At 33.3% G+C, this 17742-nt stretch carries 20 protein-coding genes; 5 read left to right on the plus strand and 15 right to left on the minus strand.

Annotated elements, in window-relative coordinates:
* Window positions 1-96: 96 nt before the first annotated feature.
* Complete coding sequence (locus E0Z07_RS16205; RefSeq protein WP_006261525.1) at window positions 97-465, minus strand: winged helix-turn-helix transcriptional regulator; 369 nt, start codon at window positions 463-465, stop codon at window positions 97-99.
* A gap of 94 nt (window positions 466-559) precedes the next feature.
* Here E0Z07_RS16205 and E0Z07_RS16210 point away from each other — a divergent pair, with 94 nt between their 5' ends.
* Window positions 560-811 carry a nitroreductase family protein gene (locus E0Z07_RS16210; protein ID WP_233445994.1) on the plus strand — a complete coding sequence of 84 codons (252 nt, stop codon included), beginning with the start codon at window positions 560-562 and terminating at the stop codon, window positions 809-811.
* An 11-nt stretch (window positions 812-822) separates the two neighbouring features.
* On the opposite strand, the gene E0Z07_RS16215 is transcribed toward E0Z07_RS16210, so the two are convergent.
* Both E0Z07_RS16215 and E0Z07_RS18155 read right to left on the minus strand, forming a co-directional pair.
* Window positions 823-1686, minus strand: coding sequence for an IS3 family transposase (locus E0Z07_RS16215; protein ID WP_207893711.1), 864 nt, complete (start codon window positions 1684-1686; stop codon window positions 823-825).
* Between the two features lie 14 nt (window positions 1687-1700).
* A complete protein-coding gene (locus E0Z07_RS18155) occupies window positions 1701-1967 on the minus strand; it encodes a transposase (RefSeq protein ID WP_006261795.1) in 267 nt (88 codons plus the stop codon).
* 11 nt (window positions 1968-1978) lie between these two features.
* On the opposite strand from E0Z07_RS18155, the gene E0Z07_RS16220 reads away from it, so the two are divergent.
* Complete coding sequence (locus E0Z07_RS16220) at window positions 1979-2395, plus strand: nitroreductase family protein (protein WP_233445995.1); 417 nt, start codon at window positions 1979-1981, stop codon at window positions 2393-2395.
* Window positions 2396-2628: 233 nt separating this feature from the next.
* On the opposite strand, the gene E0Z07_RS16225 is transcribed toward E0Z07_RS16220, so the two are convergent.
* Together E0Z07_RS16225 and E0Z07_RS16230 are read right to left on the minus strand one after the other, a co-directional pair.
* On the minus strand, window positions 2629-3117 hold the full coding sequence (locus tag E0Z07_RS16225; protein ID WP_131540991.1) for a MarR family winged helix-turn-helix transcriptional regulator: 489 nt from the start codon (window positions 3115-3117) through the stop codon (window positions 2629-2631).
* A gap of 70 nt (window positions 3118-3187) precedes the next feature.
* Window positions 3188-3706 (minus strand): DinB family protein, encoded by a 519-nt coding sequence (locus E0Z07_RS16230; RefSeq protein WP_131540992.1) that lies wholly within the window; start codon window positions 3704-3706, stop codon window positions 3188-3190.
* A gap of 1028 nt (window positions 3707-4734) precedes the next feature.
* Between E0Z07_RS16230 and E0Z07_RS16235 the strand changes: the two genes are divergently transcribed.
* Window positions 4735-4935: a hypothetical protein gene (locus tag E0Z07_RS16235; RefSeq protein WP_006261529.1), complete on the plus strand. Its 201-nt coding sequence runs from the start codon at window positions 4735-4737 to the stop codon at window positions 4933-4935.
* 747 nt (window positions 4936-5682) lie between these two features.
* On the opposite strand, the gene E0Z07_RS16240 is transcribed toward E0Z07_RS16235, so the two are convergent.
* The 8 genes from E0Z07_RS16240 to yddG form a co-directional block, all read right to left on the minus strand.
* Entirely contained in the window at window positions 5683-6057 is a 375-nt protein-coding gene (locus E0Z07_RS16240; protein WP_050809783.1) for a hypothetical protein, read from the minus strand.
* Window positions 6058-6132: 75 nt separating this feature from the next.
* Complete coding sequence (locus tag E0Z07_RS16245; protein WP_006258246.1) at window positions 6133-6441, minus strand: hypothetical protein; 309 nt, start codon at window positions 6439-6441, stop codon at window positions 6133-6135.
* A gap of 128 nt (window positions 6442-6569) precedes the next feature.
* Window positions 6570-7463 (minus strand): AraC family transcriptional regulator, encoded by an 894-nt coding sequence (locus E0Z07_RS16250; RefSeq protein WP_006258248.1) that lies wholly within the window; start codon window positions 7461-7463, stop codon window positions 6570-6572.
* Window positions 7464-7518: 55 nt separating this feature from the next.
* Window positions 7519-8271, minus strand: a complete 753-nt coding sequence (locus tag E0Z07_RS16255; RefSeq protein ID WP_131540993.1) for a hypothetical protein — start codon at window positions 8269-8271, stop codon at window positions 7519-7521.
* A gap of 98 nt (window positions 8272-8369) precedes the next feature.
* Complete coding sequence (locus E0Z07_RS16260; protein WP_006261532.1) at window positions 8370-9230, minus strand: alpha/beta hydrolase; 861 nt, start codon at window positions 9228-9230, stop codon at window positions 8370-8372.
* Between the two features lie 193 nt (window positions 9231-9423).
* Complete coding sequence (locus E0Z07_RS16265; RefSeq protein WP_131540994.1) at window positions 9424-9984, minus strand: SMI1/KNR4 family protein; 561 nt, start codon at window positions 9982-9984, stop codon at window positions 9424-9426.
* Between the two features lie 12 nt (window positions 9985-9996).
* Window positions 9997-10479 (minus strand): hypothetical protein, encoded by a 483-nt coding sequence (locus E0Z07_RS16270; RefSeq protein ID WP_016649117.1) that lies wholly within the window; start codon window positions 10477-10479, stop codon window positions 9997-9999.
* 77 nt (window positions 10480-10556) lie between these two features.
* Window positions 10557-11465: an aromatic amino acid DMT transporter YddG gene (gene yddG, locus E0Z07_RS16275; RefSeq protein WP_131540995.1), complete on the minus strand. Its 909-nt coding sequence runs from the start codon at window positions 11463-11465 to the stop codon at window positions 10557-10559.
* 245 nt (window positions 11466-11710) lie between these two features.
* On the opposite strand from yddG, the gene E0Z07_RS18335 reads away from it, so the two are divergent.
* Both E0Z07_RS18335 and E0Z07_RS16280 read left to right on the plus strand, forming a co-directional pair.
* On the plus strand, window positions 11711-12199 hold the full coding sequence (locus E0Z07_RS18335) for a TonB-dependent receptor plug domain-containing protein (protein WP_233445996.1): 489 nt from the start codon (window positions 11711-11713) through the stop codon (window positions 12197-12199).
* Entirely contained in the window at window positions 12138-13313 is a 1176-nt protein-coding gene (locus E0Z07_RS16280; RefSeq protein ID WP_233445997.1) for a TonB-dependent siderophore receptor, read from the plus strand. Before E0Z07_RS18335 ends, E0Z07_RS16280 begins: the two co-directional genes overlap by 62 nt.
* Window positions 13314-13400: 87 nt before the next feature.
* Here the strand turns inward: E0Z07_RS16280 and E0Z07_RS16285 are convergent, their stop codons facing one another.
* Together E0Z07_RS16285 and E0Z07_RS16290 are read right to left on the minus strand one after the other, a co-directional pair.
* Window positions 13401-14396: an IS110 family RNA-guided transposase gene (locus E0Z07_RS16285; protein WP_006258619.1), complete on the minus strand. Its 996-nt coding sequence runs from the start codon at window positions 14394-14396 to the stop codon at window positions 13401-13403.
* Between the two features lie 232 nt (window positions 14397-14628).
* A complete protein-coding gene (locus tag E0Z07_RS16290; RefSeq protein ID WP_006258256.1) occupies window positions 14629-17478 on the minus strand; it encodes a DUF6493 family protein in 2850 nt (949 codons plus the stop codon).
* Window positions 17479-17742 lie beyond the last annotated feature (264 nt).

Here is a 17742-nt window from a genome sequence, read left to right on the forward strand (position 1 = left end):
CAATTCATTTTTAAACACCTAAAATAACACTTATTCCTTTTCCCTAAACACAGAATCAAAAAAAGGATACTACACATTGGTAATATCCTTTCTAAATTATTCTAAGGAACAAGGAGGTGGACTCACCACGTACACCTTGTCATTATTCTTGATAATCTCTTTTCCAAAATCAGAAATAGTCTGGATAAGAGGAAGCAATGTTCTTCCAAAATCAGACAATTCATACTCCACTCTTAGAGGAGGCTTACTAGTATACACTGTTCTTATCACAATGCCGTCTGCTTCTAACTCCTTAAGTTGCAAACTCAAAGTTCGCTCTGTGATATTGACCAAATCTTTTCTAAGCTCACTGTATCTCTTTTTTTCGGCAAGGTACTTTATAATTGCAGCCTTCCATTTGCCGCCTATAAACCTCATCGTCACACTCGTACTACAAGGATAATCTTTATCGTCTATACTATACATCAGTTACTATACTTTTTGACCGTTATTGCAAATATAAATCACTATACTTAAGTTTGCAACTATAAAAATGATAGTTTAATTTAATATTAGAAAAATGAGCTTTTTAGAAATTGCTAAGAGTAGATACACGACTAAAAAATATGATTCTACTAAAAAAATAAGTGGTGACAAAATAGAACAATTAAAAGATATACTACAACTAAGTCCTTCATCGATTAATAGCCAACCATGGAAATTTACTATTGTTGAAAGCACAGAAGTAAAAAATCTATTAGCAAGTAACTCAGCTTTTAATCAAACAAAGATAGAAGATGCTAGTCACTTAATTGTGTTCAATGTACTGTAGGCTTCCCCATTTTAGGACACCTCTAAATTCGATAAATAATTCTTATTATGTTCAGATTTGATGAAGAATTTAAATTCTTCATCAAATCTGGGCTTATATTCTTTAGGCGATTTATTCCCTAATGCTTTATGTGGATGGTTAAAATTGTAATCCTCTCTCCATTTATCAGCCAATCTTTGTAATTGGTAGATATCATTGAAGTAAAAGGCGTCTAATATATCCTCTCTAAAAAATCGATTAAAACGTTCAATATATCCATTTTGCATTGGTTTGCCAGGCTGAGTATATTTAATTTCTATAAAATTCATTTCACACCACTTTACAAAGGTTTTAGAGATAAATTCAGGACCGTTATCACATCTAATGTACTTTGGAGTCCCTATTTCATGTTTTAGGTTTTCTAATGTTTCTATTACCGCCCTTGCAGGATAACTTAATCCAGCTTCGATAGCTATTGCTTCTCTATTACAGTCATCTAATACATTAAAAACTCTTACTTTTCTGCCATCTGTAAGTAAGTCACTCATAAAGTCCATACTCCAACACTCATTGAGCACTTTTGGCGTTTCTAAAGGCTGTTTAACTCTTGTTATTAAACGTTTCTTATGTTTTCTTCTTAGACTTAGTTTCATTAAGCGATAAACGCGTAGAACTCTTTTTCTGTTCCATATAAGTCCTTCTCTGCGTATCTTATGATAGTACTCATCAAAGCCACGAGTAGGGTATTGTTCTGCTAATTCACTTAGTTTATCAATGACTTCTGTATCATCTTTTTTACTTTGGTAATACCACATTGATCGGCATAGTCCAACTAATGAACAAATACGAACAATGGATAACTTATATTGCTCTAACAGATACTTTACCCTTTCTATTTTATCTGCTGAGCTTAGAACTTTTTTGACAGAATATCTTTGAGCATTTTATTGTCTAAACTAACATCTGCATACATCTGTTTGAGCTTGCGATTCTCTTCTTCAAGTTCTTTTAAACGTTTCAGCTCTTGTTTTTCCATTCCACCATACTTCTTTCTCCAATAGTAAAAAGTGCTCTTATCAATACCTAATTCTCGAGAGATTTCACTTACTGATCTTCCTTGTTCATTTTCTTTGAGAGCTTTAATTATTTGACTCTCACTAAAATTACTTGTTTTCATACTTGACAGTTTTGTTTAAAGTTAATAATTTCGAATTAACAACTGTCCGATTTTTAGGGAAGCCTACAGTACTAAGTACAAAAGAATACTTTGAGAAATTGCGTTTAGAAAATGCGGCTGAAGGTTCTAAAATGTATTACAATAATTTTCTAAAACCTAAATCGGAAGAAGAGGTTACAGCTTGGTTAAAAAATCAAGTATATATTTCATTAGGATTCTTCTTAGCAGCTTGTGGTACAATGGGAATTGATGCAACACCAATGGAAGGTATTAATACCCTAGAGTTTGATAAGATTATCAATGAAGATGGAGTTTACAAAAGTGTTTTTGCTGTAGCAATAGGATACAGAAATTCTGAAGATACTAACCAACCATCTGTAACTCCTAAAAATCGCCTAGATAAAGAAACTACAATAGAAGTTAGATAATTAAACTACAACTCATGTTACTTCTAACAACAAAAAAGCCAAGAAATCTTATCCTTGGCTTTTTTATTTTACACAATTGTCTTCTAAAACTCAATTCAAAACAAGCAACCCACACACCTCATAACGCATTTTAAAACACTTTACACACTTGCCAAACATTTACTCATTCAAACAAAAACAAACTCTTAAAACAACTTGTTTTGAATTAAACAAAAAACCACGCCTAAGAAACGTTACTTCTCATCGTTCGTCGAAGTACTCTCTGAATGATTGTGATTCTCAAACAATGATTTTAAATTAAGATCAACAATAGGACGATAGGGACCCAATACATTAAAAAAAGTATTGTCAACTTCTTCTACCACCACCAACGCTTTTTGTAAAAGTTCTACTCCAATCGGAGTTAAACTAATCACTTTTGCACGAGTGTCCACAGGGTGATCTTTGCGCTTAATTACCTTCTTCTCTTCAAGGGTTCGAAGCACTTTTGACACCATCATACGATCCGTATTACTATGATTAGCTATATCTATTTGTGTAACACTTTGACTCTCTTTTGACAACCAACCCAAAGCAGACATCAATACAAACTGCGTATGCGTAATGTCTAATTTATCCAATTCTCTCTTCATAGCTCTTTGCCATAACATCGTTACTTGCCATAACAAATATCCTGAACTTTCCTCTGGAGTACTAAACGGAAAACTTACTTGATCACTCATAGACTTTATTACAATTAATAATTATTACAATTTTAAAAAACACTTATATTACACATATAAGTTACCAAATCTATTCATTATCCCTATCTAATTTTTGCCTTAAGTGATGTGTCCAATGCATCGGTATTAATCTAAACCACTCACTAGCGTTTAAATAATCAAAGCCGGGATGTGGTGTTTTTCCTCCCAAATCATTTTTTAATAATTCTTTCCAAACACACATCATTTCGTCAACCTTCTGCAACCCCAGTTCAATTTCTTTTTTACTAACTGGAGTGATAGGAGTATACTCATCCGAAGCAGGTACTTTTATCTTCACAGGAGGAAATTTACCTAATATAGTATAGACCATAAATCCCTTAAAATTCTTTCTCTTATTACAGTTGTTTTTTGCCTTCACACAACACTCAATTTGCTTGCCATGAAAATACAATATAGAATTAATTAGGTGTAAATAAATCTGTCCCAAAGACCAATGATATGCTGATCCATTTTTAGAAATTTCCACTTCAGAATATGTTTTTAATGCTTTTTTCCATACTTTTGAGACCTTCTCAAAGTCCCTAAAACTCTTCTCTATATTACTCATCACCTAAATATTGTTGTTGCAAATATAGTAACCGCAACAACAATATCAAACACAAAAACAAACAAAATAAAACAATAAAATATTAATTATTAATATTCAGATACTTATAAAAATCATCTAAAGTTTTAAATCATATTACTTTAAATACCTATTTATTCAAACAAAAAATATTTTTACTTTAAAAATAGTATTTTTAACAAGTAAAAATGACATTAAAATATCTCCTAAAAAGACTGCCATTTTGACAAAAACCCTTCACCCTAAAAACAAGACATTTGCCACTTCCCTAAAACACATCAAGCTTCACTTGAGCTAAACAACACTTAAAGTAAAACTTTACATAATCAACATAACTAAATAAACAAAATCACTCAATCCCTTCTTAAATAGAATACAAAACACCTCCTTATCTAACACAAAAAAGCATTGGTATAAGAACACAAAAACACCCTCTTTTACAAAAATACCAGACACGATCCCCCACTCTTCTCTTATATATATGTATCAAAAAAACACATACTTTCCCTCCTTCTTTATTGCTTATCGCTAAAGCTCATCAAATAAAAAGAACTACAATTCGTACACAACAGATCTAGCTACATAATAGTACTTTTTACCGTAATAAAAGAAAATAACAATCTTTAAAAAAGTAAGTCAAATCAACCAAATTACCAGCACATAAAATTAATACCTCAAAGAAACTACCTGACTAAAAACTTAAACTCTCCTAAACTAAGCACCTTGTACAATAAAAAAACATCCAATATACCAAACAGAATAGTTATAATTTACACAATACTACAGATTATATATATTCTACTTTACACAAACACTAAAGGAGTAACACAAAGCATCAATAACAATTTCAACAAAATAATTTACTGATAAAAATAGCACCAACATAAAACAATATGTCTTTATTACACTAAAACACAAAACAACAAGGCACATAAAAAAAGTCTTAGTTATATTGCAAAAAAGACTCATATTACAAACAACATATAAAGACCTAAACAAGAAAATATAAAATGACAAAAAACAACAATACTCAACTTGATAAAATGACTAGACCTCTCCTAATTGATAAAGTAAACAGAGGTGAAAAAGGAGTTATACTACAACTATACTTCTGCCAAATAGAAGCACAAAAAAGTGTAAAGCACACCTACTCCTTCAATCCAAAACAAGACCATCAAAAGTATAAAACAAGTAAAGTAAATAAGAATTAGCTCTCTAATAGCATAGCCTAAAACAACTATTACAAAAATAAAGCAGGTACAAAACACCTTGTTTTATACCCAAAGAAGAAGAGTGAATTATAAAAAAGCCCTATAAAGAGCTCTAAAACATAATATAATACTAGAAGTATAAAGAGTTATAATATAGAAGTTCATTCAACTGAAGGCTTTAAAATGCTCTAAATACAGTAATAGTAGTCATTCCATAATCAAAACAACACACTTACACAAAATACTGTAAATAAGCAAAATACAGAATAAAACTAAATATATAAAAAGATAACTAACACAAGTAAAGCTAGTTAAAAGAAAGGTTAGTTTGGCGTAGTTTCTAACCCTTATCTGTACAAAAAACTTGTTTATAGCCCAAAAAAGCAGATGTATTACTAGCATTCCTCCTATCCCTATAAACCAAAAAAACAGGTATATACCTAGGTCAACCATACCACATCGAGAGCCAGAGAACTCATCTATTGGATATAATTTTGAGACAAATACAGAAGGAAAAACAATCAGGAATAAGAAAAAAATAAGAGCAGATAATGCATATCTCTACCCTTAATTCCCTTTTTATAGAAGATTAAATACCCTAATATTTGAACTACTAAGACTGAAATAATGGTCACTAATGGATTGAGATAATAAAACATACTGACGATTTTACAAGTATCAATGTTTAGGGATTTATCCCAACTATTACTTATACAAAGTAAAAAAATATCCCCATATAATAGCTAGCTATTTATAGCGATTTTCTTCTCGAAAGCGGAACAAAACAGTATTATTAAGAAGATAAAATACACCTGCTCCACTAAAATACATCACGCAATCTAACCAATCTCCCGTATAACGAGGATTGTGCTGAGGTAAATACCACTCAAAGTAAACACTATAATATAAAACCACAAAAAGGATAAGCGATAGAGGTAATAGAAGATCTGCCTGCTTCTTTAACTTCCTCAATATGTATTGACAAATACTCAATGCCAACGGTAGAGTCAGAAAATCATTGACATAATTGTTAACCCAAGCAGGTAAAGCAATATGAGATTTCTGCAAAACATAGATAACAACAGAAATACAAAGGGCTATATAGAAAAGTGTTTTCTTCATACAAGTATAAAAGAGGAACGATTACAAGTTGTAACAGCTCCTCTCATTCTAATTTTTAAAAAACTAAACAACCTACTATGCTGCTATAAATCCAATAAGATAAGCTATCCCAGCCATGATAGATACCCCTACCACCCATATAGCATTGACTATCATAGCTGGCACTCTGATAAAAGGATTGGGGTGCTTGAGCATTCTACGAGTAAATTTCTCAAAACTAGTTAGTTCTCTATTTACTTCTTTTTGTATTCTTTCATTGACAACTCTTTGTTGTTCCATTTGACGGCGTAAAACCACATTGATTATCTCTCCACAATTCGTACAATAATCACTATTGACATTCTCTGTTTTACACTTTTGACAAGTGATATAATGCTTACTCATTTCAGTTTGTTTTATCAATAAACGTTACTATGTTATATAAACAGGGCAAAGTTTAAACAATCTGAAGGATTAAAAAAGAACATTTACCGTCCAAAACTGTTCTAATTCACTCTTATTATATCCTATAATCAAATTCTTTTTCGATATTCTCGAGGAGAACAACCTACTTTTCGTTTAAAAAACTTACCAAAGAATGAAGTAGTATTAAAATGAAGTGATTCTGCTATCTCTGATATACTCAATGTCGAGTTAGCCAAAAGTAACTGTGCCTCAACTATTACAGCATCATCTATTAACTCCCCAATAGTCTTAGCCGTAATCTCCTTTATCACCTTAGCTAAATAGCTTTCAGAAACACAAAGTCTATCAGCATAAAAACGAACCAATTTCTCTGATTTAAAATGAAGCTGAAGAAGCTCTAGAAACTGAATAGTAAGGCTTTCCTTTCGAGACAAATTACTCTTTAATTCCTTATAATTATAATGACTCGCATCTACTAATTCCAATAAAAACAAAGCAAATAAATGCTTAATAGCTTCTTTTTGATTAGCAGACTTCCCTTTTTGGGTATTCTTATGATTGAGTAAAGTACACAGACTTAATAAAGAAGTTTGTTGCTCTTGATTCAGCATTAATTTAGTTACTGTATTCGGCGTTAGTAAGACGAAAGTACTCTTCTCATTTTGGGTATGTGTATTCTCTATCGCAAAAGCCCGATCAAAACTAATAGCAATAAAGTTAATATCTTGACTAAACTCCTTAAACAGAATAACCATCTGTGGAGGAATAATCGTTATGGTACCAGGTTCTAATCGATACTCTATCAGATTTACCTGTACGGTGATCATTCCTTGAGTCACAAAGAGCAAAGTATAATTCTCATTGCGATAAGGATATTTTAAAGGATTATCTGTAAAAGAAGTCTGTACATCTACATAGATACCACTATCCTGATACTCCTGATCTAATAATCGAAGGATATCTTTTATAGTATAGTCGTGTATCTGATCAGCATTACTCATCTTTTTTATTTACAAAAATAGAGAAAACCTACTTGATATACGCTCTATTATCCCATTAGAAGCCATCTACTTTTACTAAGTCTATTACTATTTTTAGTCCAGTTAGCAACTTATACTCTATCTTCACAAATCCATATTGTTCAGAAAAATAAGACACTAACTCTGTTTCCCCTAAAGTAGACTTAGCTGTAGAAACCACCTTTAGACAAGACAAATCTCCTAAAGCTGTAGAAACCATCTCTTGTTTTTCTATCCTGTAGGTATAGTCTAACAAGAGCTTTCCTTTCCATTCTCCCCACACTGGATTAGACCAAGAATCACCTATAATCATCTGATCTGACCAAGTATAACCTACAGACTTACCTAAGTGAACATAAGGAAATGGAGCTGTCTCTAATGCTTTAAAGAAATGGGAACGCATTGGGTGTAACCATACATTCTGTTCATTCTCTACCAATCCTGTTGAAGATCTAAAATCAGTCATAGGTTCAAAGCTATATCTTATTTCAGTCTGTCTTTTATTCGTTCTTTTACCCTTTTCAGGAGCTATAACCTCCATTTTAAAATGATCAGGCAGTGCCTCATCTTTAACAGAAGTCAATCTCTCTGCGTCCTCTGCATCTATAAATAAACTATCTCCTTCCTTGTTTTGAATCTTATAAGAATAATAAAAAGTACGTCCCACCTTATAGATAGTATTGTTTACATCTACATCCTTTTTTTCTATATATACTTTGTCGTAACTCTGAGCCATACTATTGCCAGACGCCACCAACACAAATAAAATTAAAAAACAATATCTCATCATAATTACTATCATTTACAAAAACTAAAGATAAGTATTTCAACACAATATCCTATAAAAAAGCTACCCTTATCGAGTAGCTTTAATGTATTTATATTCTCTTACTTAGAGAAATATGTACTTGGATACAACTTTTGAAATGCGTTGTTCACCGCCTGATGGATCACTGTTGAGTGTATTTCCTCAGGTAGATAGTCAAAGTGAGATTTGATATTCTTGTTCTTTTGAAGTGTCCTGTATAGTTGTTCCCCATACTCATACATCTTCACATCCTCTTCCTTATTAGGCACCCCTACATATACATTCACAGGTTGTTTTATCTTCTCTATCAGACACGTATGTGTCTTGTCTAATAGTTTCTCATCACCCCACCATAGACTAGGACTGATAATGATATAGTTTGTAAATAGATAAGGATGATACTCTAACACATAAGTAGAATATAACCCTGCTAATGACTCTCCTATTACAGTACGAGTACTACTCCCTTTATAATTCTTCTCTATATAAGGAATCAACTCAGACTCTAAAAATGCTGTATAAGCCTCAGCTCTACCGTACTCCGGGAACATATCTTTACTAAAACCTGCTTTCTCTACGAAGTTTAGATTATCTACTGCAAAAGTCATATCCTTTCTACGGTTGATCGTCTCTATCCCTACGATAATAGAATTAGGAAAACGAGCTATCCAAGGTAGTGAGTTAAAACGCACTAACCCTGCCAGATGTATAAAATCCTCTTCTACTCCTCCATCTAAGATATACACGACAGGATACTTAATAGTATCATTCGCATTATAATCAGGTGGCAAAACGATATTAATCGTTCTATCCTCACTTAGGATAGTAGAATGTAGTTGATCTGTTGTTCCGAATGTAAGAGGCTTACTATTCGTTTGGCTAATACCAGATACGCCTAGTAGCAACATACCCATTACTAATAATGCTTTTATATTTATCATGTTTGGTTAGTTAATTTGTTGGCTTCAAAGATAAATAAATCATTGAGCTACAAAAGTTTTTTTATACCAAAACACCCCAAAACAGTATAGTATTAACAAGATAAAATGAAGATTATTTATCTATTTGTACTATTAGAACATCTATTAGTACAATTAAGACAATTACTAAATTTATAATCTCTATGTAAAAGCTTTAATAAAGTATTTCTTCCCAAAAAAAACGTGTATTAACACCAAATTCATTTTCTATTAAAGATAAAAAAGACTCTTCCTTACCACTTGCTTTAGCATATATTGAAGTACCTAACCCTTGAATAAAACTATCAAATGAAGGGGCTACTATAACTTTATCATCAAAAGATATTTCAGAAGAGACAACATAAACAACTCCCTCTTTTAAAGATAGAAGTATAGTATAAGGATCTCCCAAACCAACAACCATAGCATCTATACTTAAACAATCTTGATACCAATAGTTATCTTTATTATTGAGGTTTATTAACCTATTAATATAATTTCCTCCACTACCAAATTGTATATTAGCCAAGGTTAAGTTTCCTAAATTATATCTCATTACAAAATCTTCAAACTCTTCTGGCAAAATAGTAATATTTAAGTACTCTTTTAACCTTAAAACTTCTTCTTTACTTCCTTTATAAGTTATTAATAATAGTTCTGAGATAATATCTTTATCAACATCAGCAAATTTCTTTTCGAGAAACACACTTACTTCTTCTATTTCAAACAATTTCATATTACAAACAATCTACCTTACATCCTCTGCACAACTATAAAACGTCTCCTGCTCAGTTATAGATCGATAATAAAACGTCCCCATATCTAGCCCTGTATCTTTAAACAATACATTAATATCTACTTCCGCTTCTCCTCTGTAAAACGCTTCAGAACTAACATATCCTACTGTATCTGTATTCAAATTAAGAACAATCAAATCCTCGTGAAGACCCGTACCTATAATATAGTACCCCTGTTTATAGATTTCTCTATTATGTGTTTTGAAGTTCTCTTTATGTAAATGAAATACCTGATCAAAAGTATTGATACCAAAACGCCACCCTGAGCGATATGAATGACGGATAAAGAAAGTTCCTATCTCTTCACCGAAGTTTTTGATAAAATTACCTTCTGCTGTCTTTGTTAACGGCCATTTGATTAGTTCATGCTCTTTACTTAACAGCTCAACTGCCTTATCAAAAAGAACAACATTCACTTTACTTTCTTTTTCCATAATACCTATTCACATTATCTTCTAATGACAAAATTAGAGTTTTAAATTCAGTTTATAACTATCTAGCAATTGTTTACTTATTTCTCTCCACTAATTGTCTCTACTTTTTTTGTTGAGAACCAACACAATATTGAACCAATACACACCATGACCGTCCCTTGCCAAAAAGATATTCCCAGTGGAGTCGCTAACAATACTGAAGAAAGAGCTGATGATAATACTGGTATAAAATAAGATGCCCCAGTTAATATCGTTACATTGCCTTCTAAAATCCCAACATTCCATGCTGCATAACCAAATCCCATAGCAAAAGCAGCTAATAATAAATAGACAATAGAAGATAGCGTAAAGAGCATTTCTACCTGCTCTTCCATAATAAAATACTTCATCCACAATACTAACGCTACCAACATAAAGAAAAACGTTATTCCATTCACTCCATTCGCTGAACGAACAGTAACTACACAATATGCTGACCATAGAATAGCTCCTAAAAAAGCTAATCCATAACTCAGTGGGTTAGCCTTAATATTTACGAGCATCTCAGATAAATTAAACCCCTCTTCTCCACCTAAAACCCAAATAATGCCTATTAATGAAGCTACAACACCAGGAATGATTAACCAATTCGCCTTTTTTGAAGTAAAAAGAACAGTCGCTATCATAGTAAAAGTTGGCCACAGATAATTAACCATTCCTATTTCTATCGCTTGCTTACTACTAGTAGAATAACCTATAGACAACGCTAGACATAACTCATAAGCAACCATCAAAATAGCACCGTAAATTAAGTATCGACGAGGAAACTTAGACAGCGGTACCCATTTCGTAGTACACAACAGAAACACACTTGCTACAGTATAAATCATCGCTGCACCACCTGTAGAGCCAAATGAATAGCTCACTTCCTTAATAAGTCCTACAATAGAACTCCATAGTAGTATAGCACAAAAACCAATTATTGTAGCCTTAACGTGTTTAGTCATAGTATGTATTTTATAGTCTTAATAGTCTATATTTCTTATTAAAAAATTCTACACTAAGTATAGTTCTAAAAAGAAATACAATTGACAAAACTATTCTTTTTATACTTATTAATAAAAGCTCTGTCTAAAATAGTTTTAAAAGCGAACACCACTCATAAACTATCGTAAAATCAAGACTTCACACTATTATTAGGTAGTTTAATATTCTATATTTGCGATAACATAACAACACGACACTTAGAATAATGAAACACCTTTTTTTAATAGCATCTGTATGCTGTTATGCGCCTCTATTTGCTCAATCAAATGACACTATAACCAATCAAAAAATAAACGAAGTAGTAATCACCACTACTCAACAGCAAAAAGGTTATTCTTCTAAAATACCCCTAACTTATATTGAGAATCCACAGTCTGCCGATATCATCCTTCATCAAACTATGAAGAATCAAGTAACGACTAACATAAAAGACGTCTTACAGAATGCTACCGGGCTAGTACGAGTATGGGAATCAACAGGTGTAGGAGTCACAGGAGGAGAATATTATACAATGAGAGGCTTTGCATTCCAACCAAACTTACTCAATGGTATGCCTAGCTTTACTAATAGTACATTAGATATCGCTAATATTGAACAAGTCGAAGTAGTCAAAGGTCCTAACGGAACACTGTATGGGGGGGAATGTAATCTCCTATGGAGGATTAATCAATGTGATAACCAAAAAACCTTATGAACAATTAGGGGGTGAATTGAACTATATCGGTGGGTCAAACAACCTTAATCGAGTATCGTTAGACATCAATACCCCTATCCATAAAAAGCTTTTTATACGTTTAAACACAGCATATCACAAGCAGCACACTTTTCAAGATGCTGGTTATAAAGAATCTTTCTTCTTAGCCCCATCTATCCAATACAATATTAATGAAAAACTAAAACTATACGTTGACTTTCAGTATAAAGCTAATGAAGGAGCCCACGCCCCTATGTTTTTTATCTCTAGATATATGCCCGTGAGCTTTGAATCATTAGACCTATTTAAAGCAAATTACAAAAAAGCATATACTAGTAATGAATTAACCTTAAAAAACCCAACATTTACAGCACAAGCCAAATTAGAATATAAAATCAATGACCGCTGGACATCCAATACCATTATCAATAAAAACAACACCCAAAGCAAGGGATATGATATACTTTTTGAAGACATCGGCACCACAGACAACTTTGTCCGTTACATCTCTAAAATAGACTCAAAAACCAACATATTTAGTATCCAACAGAATATAACAGGTAAGTATAACATTGGCTCATTAGACAACACTATACTAATCGGATTAGACTATTTATCTAAAGAGTTTTCTAGTATAGATGGTGATTATATAGAGCATGGCATTATTTCTTTAGCCAATCAGTCTGACACAGGGGATTTATCTAAAGATGCCATTGAAACTAATTTATCCAATAGTAATTACATACATAACAAAGCGAAGACGCAGACCTTTAGCTCTTATATATCTAATGTAACTAATATTCTTCCTAACTTCTCATTCATGGCAAGTTTGAGATTTGACTATCTAGAAGGAAGTACTTCAGCAGTAAATAATCAAAAGACGAGTCAGACTACACTCTCTCCTAAATTTGGATTAGTCTATCAACCTATCCAAAATAAACTAGCTCTTTTTGCTAACTATCTAAATGGCTTTGTATTTCTAGACCCTGCTATTATCTCTGATCCAAATGGAACCAATAAAACTATTCAACCTTTTGATCCGGAACAAGCGAACCAATTCGATTACTATGATAAAAGCAAATCATTATTAATATATTTTACACCTTATTTTTGAGAATAACTCAATAAAACAAGGCATATCTAACCTGAGGATTATATCCGTATTATCCTCTATTTTTGTTTCTAATTCAATGTATGATGTTTATGCTACTTGTCGTACCTCATAAGCTTTTTTATTCCTAACACAAGAACATATACGCTGTACAAGCTTGTTTCTAACATTGTTTAAAACAAGCATCTTATGCTTACCTTCTCCAACTTTCCTCTCGTAATAAGCCCTTATCTCTGGGTCCCATCTAACAGCTGATAAAGCACAGAGATGTAAAAGTTTTTTAAGCTTTTTATTAGCCATAAAGTGTACTTTAGCTTTGCCTCTTACACTTTTACCTGAAGTATATTCAAAAGGGACAACACCACAATAAGATGCTAATTGTCGAGAGTCTTCAAATGATGTAAACGCATTGGTATAACATATTAAAAACATCGCTGTAATATCTCCAACACCTCTTACAGAAATCACACAATCAAATATCTCAGATACCTCTTGATTTTCTCTAATAAGAGTATTTAACTGTTCTTCAATCACCTTTATAGCGTTCTCTAAAGCCTTGATAATAGCCTTATCATTTTTAGACAAAACCTTGTACAGTTCATCATTAAACCCCTTAAATTCGTTGGTTCTTACTTCTATAGCTGTCTTATGAGCTATACTCATCTCTCGCTGTCCCAATAGAGCCTGAATCTTATTCAATACAGCCTTTGATGCTTTAAAGAGCTTCGCTTCTTCTTGATTTTTCTTAGCATACAATGCTATCCTTTTAGAATCTATCTTGTCATTCTTTCCTCTTTGTATTCCACTACTTCTTATAATTCTATAAGCCATTTCTACCCATAGATTACAATTCTTTGAAAGCAAAATATCTACTAAAATATTTTTATAAATACCTGTATGCTCCATACATATCAATGTTTCCTCTACACAACATCCTTCGCTTTTCATCCACTTCATAAATTGATCAACTCCCGTTTTAGTGTTTTCAAACTGATTGTGTTTACAAGAATTAGCATCTACATAAATAGCTACATCAAAATAATCTTTGGAAATATCTATTCCGATAAATTGTGTAAATTTGTCCATATGATAATTATTTAAGGCAACCTGTTACTAAAATATCATCTAAACCTTAATACTAGACCTCGACGTCTTAATTACTAGTCTGATACTCTTTAGTAAAATCAACAAAGTCCTACTCGAATTTTAGGGCGTTATCCTTGTAATTCGTCTGGTTCACTTTGTTGATTAGGTTGTTTTATTTATTCTCTACAATATTATCATATTCTCAGTTAGCAAATCTAAAGGAAATTCGTAATTAAGCGAACTGTCCTCGTAGTGTCACTGCTATTTTCTTCGTAGCGCTAACCTTACTCCACTCTTCTATCAAGGCAATAACTGTAGGATTAGTCACCTTAGCGTTATTTGTATGAAGCACCTCTACATACTGCTCTAATAGAGTCTTCAGACCTTTAATAGGACTAGCTCCTAATTGCTCTAAAATACTCTCTATGAATAACTGCAATGCTTGATTATGTTGCACACTCACATTCATCATAAACCCTTGTATAGAATCAGTCAAACGCTTAATCGTCACATATTCTTTTGCCTCTACTTTACCGATGATATGACCTACTTTTTGTTGATCTAGACGAAGTGCCTCTTTGATCCAATATTCTGCTACGAAAGCACGCGTTACCTTATCATCACATATCAATGCAAGCCCAAAGAACAAATAGAATTGCTCTGAGAAGACCACATTATTCATTTGCAACAGATACGTAAACATCCCTTGAAGCAATTTCTTCTCTGCTACTTCGAAGGTAGCACTACCACCATAATGCAGGCATTTCTCTACCACAGCTAAGTAAATAGGATCTAACTGTCTAGGATTAATAGCCAATAAAGACTCGCTTAAATTCACTTTAGTATCTCTAATCTGGTACATGATCAAGCCCATTAGATTTGCAGACCCCATACGATCACCTACTTCTGTCTTTGGCATCGCTTTATTAATACGGCTAAAGATTAAAGACAAATTAATATCATACGGTATCTGCTCAAACTTCAGTTTCTTATGCGTAAATACCTTATCTATCTGCGTCTTCGTTTTATGATCCCAATCCTTATACGTATGAGACTCTTCTATCACTTCCCAGTTTCCTAACCAACCTGCACAGTATTCTTGTTGCTCTTTGGTATAGCGTTCATTCGTCAAACTTTCTAAGGGTTGATGAGGGTACTTTAACGCTGCCGCTACTCTCCATATATCATAGTAATCTGCTGACTCTTCTTTTACCTCTCCATTACCTAAATAAAACTCAAATATCGCTAGCAACTCCCCTTTTAGTTGTTGCTGAGCTAGTGTCAACCCAGCCTCTTCTGTATTTTTATCTATACGTGCTAATGCAATCTGTAAATCCACTGCATCTACTAATTCTCCCTCTTTTTGATAAGCTACTAATCGATCTACCAATACCCTACTATCTATATAAAAAGGCTCATGTGTAGGCAAACTCAATATTGGGAAAATACGCTTCTCTTTTACCAATTGTAAACTGTAGTAATACACTGTCAGATAAGGGCGCAAAGCAGCATAGTAATAACTAAATCGATTACTTGCCTCTAACTTTACCTCTCCTAGCGTGATTCCACTATTGGTATATATCTCTGCATTAGCATATTTGTGATACAGCTTGTCTAATGCTGTAGTCTCTATAGTAGGATCTGCAATCAACATACGCGCCCACTCTAACAGCCAAAAAGCCATAGCGTTCTGTATCGTACTCGTTGACCACAAATCTTTAAAGGTCTTAAATACCTTATCAAAAGCAGGTAATAATTGATCGATGTGCTCTGCTTTTAATTCTCCTTGAAGTCTAATAATCGCATCTATGGTTTGCTCATAGGCATAGTCACTCTCCAATGTCTTCCAAGCCGAACAATGGAAAATCAAATCTTCTACTGTCGCAATAGCCTGAATAGGCACTAGCTCCGCTTCTCCCTCTACTACAGCCTCCGCAAGCGTTACACTCTCCTGCACACTCATATATCCACTAAACAACGTCTTCGTCTCACTCATCATCATTTCTTGATAAGCTTCTAATTGCACTGCCAGCTCCTCATTAGGTTGAGCATATTTCACGATTTGCTTCGCTACTTTAGTCTGCATCGCTTGATCCTGTATATGCAAAGCCCCTACGATAGCAACAGCACTCGCCTCCTTATAGGTAGGATGTGCTTTATCCAATACAGCCACGATACGCATCGCCTTATTGATCGTCGCCTTAACGGTACTGCTCATTAATATAGGCAGACTATTAACAAAAGCCTCTACGTGAAAAGCCTTGTCTTTCGCTATTTTAAACAAGATGTCCAATGCTTCATTGACCACCTTAGACAATGGACTATTCAACAATTGGAAGATATCCTCCTGAAACGACAAGATCTCATGATCAGCAAGAGACAATTTACTTAACAAATTCACATTCCATCCACACAACGCTTGATTCGTATGAGTCAATGCTCCTTGAATAACAGTTTGTACAATGCGTTGTTTATCTAATCGTCCTTGTTCTATTAATGTTGCGATGACCTCATCCCATGAGTAGTGATTAATGTTCACTTCATGATCAAACAAATACCAAAACTCCTTCTCTAACAACTCAGGGTATTGATCAAATAATTCAACCTTACTTGCATTGACCATCACAGTCGCCCAAGTCGCTTCTGTCAATGGGGTCTTAAATACTCCTTTCTTATAAGACTCATATAAATAGCCTATCTCATTAAAAGGCGCTCTCACCCATCCTTCTCTAGCCGAATCATTGATATAATCACCTAACCAATCAGGCACATACCAATCCAATACTTGCTTAAACTCCTCCTCACTAATAATCCATATTCCCGTAAAATCTTTATATGTACAACAAGCCAATACCGCCACACTCACAGCTGATCGCTGCTCACTATTTCCTCTATATCCATACGAATTCCTATTGCCCTCCTCTGGTACATACTCTTGATAGTATTTCCCTAACTTAGAAATCTTCTTAGTGTACTTAAGCCTTTCCTCTAAAGGGGTTTCCTTAAGTAAGAGAAGTAATCTTCTAGTATTCCCTTTTCTTACAAACTCTTCTAATTCAGTATAAAATATATCTTTACTCATAGCGATTCTCTTGTGGTTTTGTTGTTTTGGTATGCTGTGTTTTTATAATCTCACTTTCAAGACCGAAAGATACAATTTTACAACCTAAAATAAATAACGGAATAAAGGGGTTTAAATAACAATATTACAGTTTATATCCTCCCTCCTCGTCATACCTACTTCTTCAAGACCACTACAACATCTCTTCAATATTCCTTCAACAAATAGCCTCTTAACTAGAGCATTCTTGGGGAAATGTTGAAGAAGTGTTGAAGGAAATCACTC

The organism is Myroides odoratimimus, assembly GCF_004337635.1.
In the GTDB taxonomy this organism is placed as follows: domain Bacteria; phylum Bacteroidota; class Bacteroidia; order Flavobacteriales; family Flavobacteriaceae; genus Flavobacterium; species Flavobacterium odoratimimum.

What these genes read in the sequence shown, in the direction of transcription:
- E0Z07_RS18155 (WP_006261795.1), bottom strand. Translation starts at nt 1,967, where the DNA reads ATGAAAACAAGTAATTTTAGTGAGAGTCAAATAATTAAAGCTCTCAAA.
- E0Z07_RS16280 (WP_233445997.1), top strand. Translation starts at nt 12,138, where the DNA reads ATGGGGGGGAATGTAATCTCCTATGGAGGATTAATCAATGTGATAACC.
- E0Z07_RS16255 (WP_131540993.1), bottom strand. Translation starts at nt 8,271, where the DNA reads ATGATGAGATATTGTTTTTTAATTTTATTTGTGTTGGTGGCGTCTGGC.
- E0Z07_RS18335 (WP_233445996.1), top strand. Translation starts at nt 11,711, where the DNA reads ATGAAACACCTTTTTTTAATAGCATCTGTATGCTGTTATGCGCCTCTA.
- E0Z07_RS16285 (WP_006258619.1), bottom strand. Translation starts at nt 14,396, where the DNA reads ATGGACAAATTTACACAATTTATCGGAATAGATATTTCCAAAGATTAT.
- E0Z07_RS16205 (WP_006261525.1), bottom strand. Translation starts at nt 465, where the DNA reads ATGTATAGTATAGACGATAAAGATTATCCTTGTAGTACGAGTGTGACG.
- E0Z07_RS16210 (WP_233445994.1), top strand. Translation starts at nt 560, where the DNA reads ATGAGCTTTTTAGAAATTGCTAAGAGTAGATACACGACTAAAAAATAT.
- E0Z07_RS16225 (WP_131540991.1), bottom strand. Translation starts at nt 3,117, where the DNA reads ATGAGTGATCAAGTAAGTTTTCCGTTTAGTACTCCAGAGGAAAGTTCA.
- E0Z07_RS16230 (WP_131540992.1), bottom strand. Translation starts at nt 3,706, where the DNA reads ATGAGTAATATAGAGAAGAGTTTTAGGGACTTTGAGAAGGTCTCAAAA.
- E0Z07_RS16235 (WP_006261529.1), top strand. Translation starts at nt 4,735, where the DNA reads ATGACAAAAAACAACAATACTCAACTTGATAAAATGACTAGACCTCTC.
- E0Z07_RS16265 (WP_131540994.1), bottom strand. Translation starts at nt 9,984, where the DNA reads ATGAAATTGTTTGAAATAGAAGAAGTAAGTGTGTTTCTCGAAAAGAAA.
- E0Z07_RS16240 (WP_050809783.1), bottom strand. Translation starts at nt 6,057, where the DNA reads ATGAAGAAAACACTTTTCTATATAGCCCTTTGTATTTCTGTTGTTATC.
- E0Z07_RS16260 (WP_006261532.1), bottom strand. Translation starts at nt 9,230, where the DNA reads ATGATAAATATAAAAGCATTATTAGTAATGGGTATGTTGCTACTAGGC.
- yddG (WP_131540995.1), bottom strand. Translation starts at nt 11,465, where the DNA reads ATGACTAAACACGTTAAGGCTACAATAATTGGTTTTTGTGCTATACTA.
- E0Z07_RS16250 (WP_006258248.1), bottom strand. Translation starts at nt 7,463, where the DNA reads ATGAGTAATGCTGATCAGATACACGACTATACTATAAAAGATATCCTT.
- E0Z07_RS16270 (WP_016649117.1), bottom strand. Translation starts at nt 10,479, where the DNA reads ATGGAAAAAGAAAGTAAAGTGAATGTTGTTCTTTTTGATAAGGCAGTT.
- E0Z07_RS16245 (WP_006258246.1), bottom strand. Translation starts at nt 6,441, where the DNA reads ATGAGTAAGCATTATATCACTTGTCAAAAGTGTAAAACAGAGAATGTC.
- E0Z07_RS16290 (WP_006258256.1), bottom strand. Translation starts at nt 17,478, where the DNA reads ATGAGTAAAGATATATTTTATACTGAATTAGAAGAGTTTGTAAGAAAA.